Consider the following 7840-nt stretch of genomic DNA (forward strand, 5'->3'; position numbering starts at 1 on the left):
CGAATCCAGACATTATCTCTATGAGCAGATTCAGCCCGGTCGTCTGGGGAAGCGTTCTCCTCATGCTCGTTATTCTCGCGTTCACGCTCTATCGGTTCAGTAGAAGTAGAGTCGCGTAGAGCCGACGCGTGTGGACAATAGGTCAACTGTATCGAACGATTCGCAATGCGAACACTACAGTGTGTGGAACTGTTCTATAACACTCTTTACATCTCTTACTTAGCGAGGTCTACTTGATGAGAACACACAATCAAGGAGTGGTAGTTCAGGATTATTCGATGTCCTTTGAAGATGAAGTATCTACACTTTCCGGGGTGTTATTTTGAGTGTCTCCTCCTTTTTCGCTCGGTACTTTTGCTAACTCGCCCCATCCTGATATTTCCCATTCTGGGCCGTCTTTAGCTGATGAGTCGGCAGTTGTATCTTCGTTTTTAGAACTATCGCCCGTCTCTCGACCTGCCGGCCCAACGAGTTCTACCGGTCGGAGCCAGACAACCCATATAATGCAAACTGCGACACCATAGCCGAGTATCCACACAAAATCGGCCACTAAAGGGAGATTCGCCTGCTCCATGGTGTAGACTAGCAGTCCCGAACCAGCGACGACTGTGGCACTAAGCAGGACAAGAAATGGTCCGTAGGGGAGTCCAGATTGTTCATCGGCAGTGGGACTCTGTTCGGTGTCTTCGGATGTGCTACTCATCGGTGTGAACCTCCGCTGGAAATCGTTTCAGCCCCGCTGTCTTCTGGTGGACGAATTCTGGAGAGGCGCATTGCATTCCCGGTGACGGCAGTCGTCATTCCTGCATCGCCGGCGAGCACTGCCAACCAAATTGGGACGTAACCAAACGGTACTGCCAATGCCAGTGCGGCCTTGACTCCGAGACTGGCCCAGATGTTCTGCTGGATAACGCCGTTAGCGTCATTGGCCAGTTCGTAGAGATACGGCAGCTTGCCCAGATCATCACCCATTAGTGCGATATCGGCCGTCTCCAGTGCCGTGTCCGTCCCAGCGGCGCCCATAGCGACGCCTACGGTAGCGGTGGCTAGGGCAGGGGCATCGTTTACACCATCTCCAACCATCGCGACACCGTCGTGCTCATCGGTGAGTTTCTCGATCGCAGTGACCTTATCTTCCGGAAGGAGTTCTGCGTAAAACTCGTCGATACCCACCTGCTCGGCGATAGCCTGTGCAGTCCGCTCATTATCTCCCGTTAGCATCACTGTTCGTTTGACGCCGAGGTCTTGGAGTCGGGCTATCGTCTGTTTCGCTGCTGGCCTGACTTCGTCGGCGACGGCGATGAGCCCTTCTAGTTCTTCGTCTGTCCCGACAAGCACCACAGTCTTCCCTTCACTCTGGAGTTCTGGGACCGTCTCTTCCAGCAAATCGAAGCAATTATGCCGGTCACATAGTGACTGGGCTGTGTCGGTAACCACGCCCCCATCGGTGGTCGCGTGAACGTGTGACAGATCGAACTCAAGTTCTTCAAACAGGCCGGGCTTCCCGGCAAAGTGATCGGTCCCGTCAAGCTCTGCCCGAACCCCCTTACCGGTGATACTCTCGAAATCCGAGATTTCGCGCTCTGCGACGCTTGCACCGTCTGCTTCCGCGACTATTGCTTCTCCGATAGGGTGCTCGCTACGTTGTTCAAGGCCACGGGCACACCGAAGGACGTCGTCCTCGGAATTTCCATTGAGGGGGATGACATCAGTTACCGTGAGTTCTCCCTTCGTAAGTGTCCCCGTCTTATCGAATGCGACGGCGTCGACTTCGCCCATTGCCTCGAGATGGTTTCCGCCTTTAATCAGCACGCCGTTCTTCGCCGCGCTCGTAATGCCCGAGACGACCGAGACTGGCGTCGAGATGACGAACGCACAGGGGCAGGCGAGTACGAGCAATGTAAGCCCGTAGACGATAGCTGTTGGCCACGTCGTGCCGAGAACGTAGGGGCTCCCAATCGTGACGAGGATAGCAAAAGCGACGACAGCAGGTGTGTAGTACGCGGAGAATCGCTCGACGAACTGTTCGCGCTCGGTTTTGTTCGACTGGGCGTCCTCAACCATCTCGACGATACGCGAGAGGGTATTATCGCTCGCCGTAGCGGTGACTTCCACTTCGAGATACCCCTCTTCGTTGATTGTCCCGGCGTACACCTCTTCACCCTCGCTCTTATCCACTGGAACACTCTCGCCAGTGATTGGTGCCTGATTCACCGCACTCTCCCCGTCTACGACCGTGCCATCCATGGGAATCTTCTCTCCTGGCCGAACGACGACGATGTCACCGACCGTTATTTCCGCAACAGGGACAGTCTCTTCGCCCCCGTTGCGTTTGACGACCGCTTCATCCGGAGACAGATCCATCAGCTCTTGCAGCGAGTTGCGGGCACGGTCCATCGAGTAGCGCTCGAGAAGTTCGGCCACGCTGAAGAGGAACGCAAGCGTCGCTGCTTCAAAATAGAGACCCTCCCCGAATGCAACACTTGCCACCAGGGCACCCAAGATCGCAATGGACATCAACAGATCAATGTCGAGGTTCCTATTTCGCAACGAGTAATACCCGTTGCGGAGAATTTCGTGGCCACCGAGCGCAATCGCGACAAGAAAGAGGGCGTCAGCTAACACCAGGTCGCTTCCGAGGAGGCTCGCGACCTGTATATTCTCCCCGGGTAGGAAGAATTCCAGCAGGAGTCCACCGGCGAGGAACACACCACTAATCCACGTCTTGATAGCCCGGCGGCTTCGCCAGATACTGTCACCAGATTCGCTATTATCTTTGTTACCCTGCTGTGCGGTCGTATCTGTAACTTCGTATCCTGCGCCCTCGATGGCGGCACTGATGTCTGAACCCGTCACGGTTGCAGAATCGTATGTGACTGTGATTTTCCCAGTCGTCGGGTGGGGTTCCGCCGTTGCAATGCCGTCGAGACTGTCCAGTGCCTTCGTGACCTTCTCCGCACAGGACGGACAATCCATTTCTGGGACAGAAAACTTCTCCGTGACCTCGTCGCTGTTTTCGACAGTGTAGCCAGCTTTCTCGACGCGCTCGGTGATAGCCTCCGTCGACGTGATGTCGGCCTCGTATGTTACTGTGAGAGTTCCTGTCGTCACCTGTGGCTCGATTTCTTTGATTCCCTCGACCTTGCTAACACTGTTTTCAACTTTCCCCGCACACGACGGGCAGTCCATATCGGGCACTGAGAGCTGTGCCACACTTCCATCATGGGCTATCGAAGGATCCGATACTTCATCTCTCTCTGAATGTTCACGATCAAAATGGTCATGTGAATGATCGTGTTCATGCGAGTCGTCTGTTTCATCTGACTCGTCACTGTTCTCGTCTGATGAGGTCATTAGCGAATTCTAGACAATCGTATTTTATTAAACTAGCTGTTATAAAAGCCGCATATGACAATAGATACTATTAACAATATGCGCATAAGTTAATAATACGCCATCGATAAGATCTCGTTTTCGAGATTCCGTGTTCTCCGTCGCTATTCCATCGGTTGGGTCGTTCGTTCAGACGTCCTCTCGGACCGCTGCAAAGTTACAGTTAGTCGAGCACTGGCAAGGACAGAACTACCGATCGCTTCGACGGCGTCGTCATGTTTCGTGCCCGCCTCGATATCCAATATCTCACCGAGTGCATAGAGTTGGAATCGGTGCTCGTACGGTTGGCCGGGCGGTGGACACGGTGCTTTGTATCCTACTTCACCGCCACGCTGTCGACCCTGAGGAGCACCACCCAGTGTCTCTACAGTCGGTGTCCGCGGTATACCGGCGGGGATCGTGGTCCGCTCAGGAGGGATATTCCATATCGACCAGAACACTGGCTCATTTATCGGCCCACGGTCGTACTCTCCGGTAATCGCCAGTGCCGCTGTCGGATCCGGGTGATTCCGTATCTCGAACGGGGGTGACTCTCCAGCCCCATCACACGTGTACCGGGCTGGGAGTGTCCCCCCGTTTTCCATGGCAGGACTCGAGATACTAAATGAGCGTTGCGTATCGGTTGTTCGACTTGCACATCCAGCGATCAGTCCTGTAATTGAGGCGCTGGCCGTCTGTATCAGTCGTCGTCGAGTCAGTTTCATTGTATTGTCGTTTTAGAGGGTTCTGTCGTATGTATCAGGTCAGACAAGCGCGTAAATCATGAGCAAGCAAAAATACAGCAGTATAAGCACACCAAGAGCTCGGAGGCGGAATCGTCCGAGTTCTCCTTCCTCTGCCTCGTACGCTGTCTGAAACGCTGAAATATGCTCCTCAGATAATTCGTTAGGATGCTCTAGCCCCCGGTGTAAGTCTAGCCACTCTTGCTGGCTGAAAGGACGACCGCAGTACTCACACACATGGGGCGATTGGTCCTTTCCAATTGTATATTCGTGATTGCTCATATGTATGGAAGTGCCACCTCGGGGCGAGTGATGACCCACAGACTGGTCATCGTGTAGAACACCATCACCGCGATAAACGGATACTGTGACCTGATCGCCTGAATCCGACTGGGGAACAGGTCATAGGCCGCCGCATGTGCGACCCAGATAGCAACTAGATGGCCAATAACCACGGCCGCAATACCAACTCCACCGAACCAACTTGGCGGTTGATATACTGGGACTGTGCCGGGATCTGAAAACGGTGAGAGGAGTGCCAACCAGAGAGCTGGTGCGAGTTCAAGAAAATACCCGAGATAGTGAGCGAAGTGATACCCAGCAGCAATTGCAAGCAATGGTGGAGCAAACTGAACTGCCACCATGCGTGACTGGAGATAGGTCTCTGCAGTTCGTCGACTGAGTTCAACCGCGATAAGGTAGATTCCAAAGAAGAGGCCAAAGCCAGCGAGGAGCGCTACCGGATACAGTACTTGTGGAGGGAAACCGCCTGCGACAAGAGGTTCCGTCAGGGTACGCCACCCAGGTGTCGTAACGAATCCGTCGAAGGTTGTCCCCCACAGCAACGCTATAATAAATACGACTTCATCGAAATCGTCTACCAAACGGGGAACGGAAAGGTCCATACCGAACAACCGAAATTTAATTTTCCGTCCAGTTTTTCCGATGGGTGCCACACGACCGTAGTAGCGGAATACTCTCTCTACGGGATCCGCCTTGTCAAACCACGTGTCCCGTCCAAAAATACCGACACCAAACAGGGTCACTACGCTGTACGCGACCACAGCGGTAGCGAGTAATTGTGGGTCAGCAGCTAATGGACTTATGACCTCGATCCAGATTAACGCCAAGAGTCCAATTACGCTAGGCCATGCCCCGTACGAGTCGGGATAGCGTCGATTTAGCGAGGGCAGCACCAGTGCGATGGTAGAAAGTGGGTTGAGAGTCTGCCAAGTGTTCCCAACCAGATAGCTTGTCATCGCTAGTCCCGCCCACCAGCCAACCCACACAAGAAGTATCGCCGCATTGGTTTGTGGCGTGGAGGGACCGATGAATCCGATGACCAGGACAGTAACATAGCCCACCAACCCGAGTACACGACCCGCAGTAACAGCCACGTGACTGTTCTCAGCATGAATCGGGAAGCCCCACTGATGGAGCTGTCTGATAAATTGTCTATCTGTCACAAAGGAGGCTAACAAAAAAGATGCCCCGACTGCCGCTCCGCCCGTACTCAGAAACAGCCATGTCGGAACGCGTATGGGTTCACGTGAACCACTTGAGAGACTTGCTCCGTGAGCAGAGACTGTCCCAGCTGCAAGAATTAAGAGCAGGACGCTCACAGTTAGTTGCGTAATCCGTTGCTGGTTTTCTCTCATCATTGGTGTTGATATATTCTACTGGGACTCATCAATCGAAACGTGCATATCTCACAGCAAAAAGATTCGAGTGTTTCACGCAGTCTATTATTTTTTACAGCGGTACTTTGGCCCAACAGTTTGGTCGTCATGTGTCGCGTTAGATAGTCCCCTGTGTAGTGTTGGATTCGTCTTGGCTACATCCGACTTTGGACATGTTCGGGAGATATAGTGGTACCAAATAAAACTCTCAGGCGGATTCCCACCTAATGGGACAGCGAGCTCAAGCAGGGGCTGGATGTATGAGTACGCCGAGGGAAGTGGTTCATCCCGAGTGACCTCGCAGTTGATACATCAACCACTATCGATTCATCCAACATCACACTAAAGGGGCTGATTGGGGGGTTTCCGGTACCAACCACGCCGGGACGACTCGCGTGAGGACCACCATACCCGTCAGCTCGACGAGCGTCTGAGTAACGACCACCGCTGGTGCGAGCCCATAGCCCGATGGCAGCGCGAGCGCCAGCCGAAGAATGACAAGCGAGTTCCGTGTGACAGAGGTGAACACGAGGGCCCGGCTCTCGCCAGCTCCCATCCCGAGCACTCCAGCCACTAACCGACCGAGCAACGGCATAATGACCAGAAACGCAACATATATCGGGACGACCGACACGATCTGTCCGATTGAATCCTGGACGCGCGGCAGTTGGGAGGCGATCACGACAAACAGTGTTGCCCCCATCATCGGAACCGGAAACCAGCCCATCGTGTTCTGCCACTGAGCGCCGCGCTCGGACCGGTCAGCCCAGTATTCAGTCGCCCATGCGAGCGTCAGCGGCAGCGCGATAATGACGACGAACGCCTCGATGAACGGCCCTGCCTCGATGAATTCGGCCACCTGCTGGCCCATGAACAGCCAGAGATACAGCGGGAGCAACAACAACTGGATGAGCATCAGCGCCGGAGTCGCGGCAGTAATCTGCTCGGCGTCACCGCCTGCGAGTTCGGTGAACGTGATGACGTAATCGACACACGGCGTCAACAACACCCGCTCTTCGGTAGACTGGCGGAACTAGCGGAGTACATTGACGGCGATGCAATCTACGAGACCGTGGATCGGTGCCCCAGTAAGGTTCAGTGACCGGAGGAAGCCGTAGGTCCGAGCGGCCTGCTCCAAGCCCTGCTTGGACAGGCCGCGGAACTTCGCCAACCACGGACGGAGCAGTGACCAGAGACACTCTACCTGGTTCGTGTGGACGCCTTCGTCGGAGACGTACCTCTCGTCGTGGACAACGTATCGGTGATCATGCTCCATCCCTCGGTAAGCTGGCAGTCCATCGGTCCAGACCTCTCCCAGCGGCTGGGAGAGGTCGTCCGCTTCCTCGATAACTGGCCCAAGGTCATCTTCATAGTCGCTTCCTCGATAACTGGCCCAAGGTCATCTTCATAGTCGCTTCCTCGATAACTGGCCCAAGGTCATCTTCATAGTCGCTTCCTCGATAACTGGCCCAAGGTCATCTTCATAGTCGCTTCCTTCCTGAGCTGAGACCACGCGAAGCACGTCGCGGCAGGCCGCGACGAGCGTCAGTTCGTCACCCTGATCCCCTGTCCAGCGGGTACGTCCACCCTCGGGCGACCCGCCGCGGTCGAGTCCCTCCCGCGGCGGATCTTGGCCTTTGAAGCCCGAACACACCTGCTGTGTTTCATCGACCTGTGTTGGCCCATCGACTGTCTGGGAGACGCGCTCCCAGACAGTCGGAAATCCCTGACAGAACGCGGTCTCAAACTCTCTGAGCTGGTCGTGAAGCGTCGTGTAACACGGTGAGAGGAGTTCAGCGATTTGGGTAATGCTGAGCAGTGTGTCAGCGTAGAGGATGAAGGCGATGAGGAACTCACCTGGGGTGAGTTCCGAATCGTAGAAGGGTGTCCCTCGCGTGTACGTGGTTTTCCAGTCACAGCGGCCACACCAGATACGGTCAGAGCCGTTGAGAGCGTGGAGGCTGTCTGCGCCGCAGTGTGGACAGGAGCGTTCTTCCCAGATCGTTTTGAGACGCCGCTCGACGATGGCGTCGAGCGGCTCGGCCC

At 54.9% G+C, this 7840-nt stretch carries 4 protein-coding genes and 2 pseudogenes; all 6 read right to left on the reverse strand.

Annotated features, from left to right (window positions below; genetic code table 11):
- Nucleotides 1-271 precede the first annotated feature (271 nt).
- Entirely contained in the window at nt 272-703 is a 432-nt protein-coding gene (locus NDI86_RS17990) for a DUF7996 family protein (RefSeq protein WP_147439938.1), read from the reverse strand.
- Nucleotides 700-3354: a heavy metal translocating P-type ATPase gene (locus tag NDI86_RS17995; protein WP_220619740.1), complete on the reverse strand. Its 2655-nt coding sequence runs from the start codon at nt 3352-3354 to the stop codon at nt 700-702. Before NDI86_RS17995 ends, NDI86_RS17990 begins: the two co-directional genes overlap by 4 nt.
- A gap of 143 nt (nt 3355-3497) precedes the next feature.
- The gene (locus tag NDI86_RS18000) at nt 3498-4097 is read right to left on the reverse strand and encodes a YbhB/YbcL family Raf kinase inhibitor-like protein (RefSeq protein ID WP_220619741.1); all 600 of its coding nucleotides are present in this window, start codon (nt 4095-4097) and stop codon (nt 3498-3500) included.
- A 296-nt stretch (nt 4098-4393) separates the two neighbouring features.
- Nucleotides 4394-5773, reverse strand: a complete 1380-nt coding sequence (locus NDI86_RS18005; RefSeq protein ID WP_220589817.1) for a hypothetical protein — start codon at nt 5771-5773, stop codon at nt 4394-4396.
- Between the two features lie 358 nt (nt 5774-6131).
- Nucleotides 6132-6803, reverse strand: a pseudogene (locus tag NDI86_RS18010) (arsenic resistance protein); the annotation flags it as partial.
- A gap of 24 nt (nt 6804-6827) precedes the next feature.
- Nucleotides 6828-7840: pseudogene (locus tag NDI86_RS18015) on the reverse strand (transposase); the annotation flags it as partial.

Origin of the sequence: Haloarcula onubensis, assembly GCF_031624605.1 — an archaeon.
GTDB classification, from domain to species: domain Archaea; phylum Halobacteriota; class Halobacteria; order Halobacteriales; family Haloarculaceae; genus Haloarcula; species Haloarcula onubensis.

Coding starts and splice junctions, on each gene's coding strand:
- NDI86_RS17990 (WP_147439938.1), bottom strand. CDS start 703: ATGAGTAGCACATCCGAAGACACCGAACAGAGTCCCACTGCCGATGAA.
- NDI86_RS17995 (WP_220619740.1), bottom strand. CDS start 3,354: ATGACCTCATCAGACGAGAACAGTGACGAGTCAGATGAAACAGACGAC.
- NDI86_RS18000 (WP_220619741.1), bottom strand. CDS start 4,097: ATGAAACTGACTCGACGACGACTGATACAGACGGCCAGCGCCTCAATT.
- NDI86_RS18005 (WP_220589817.1), bottom strand. CDS start 5,773: ATGAGAGAAAACCAGCAACGGATTACGCAACTAACTGTGAGCGTCCTG.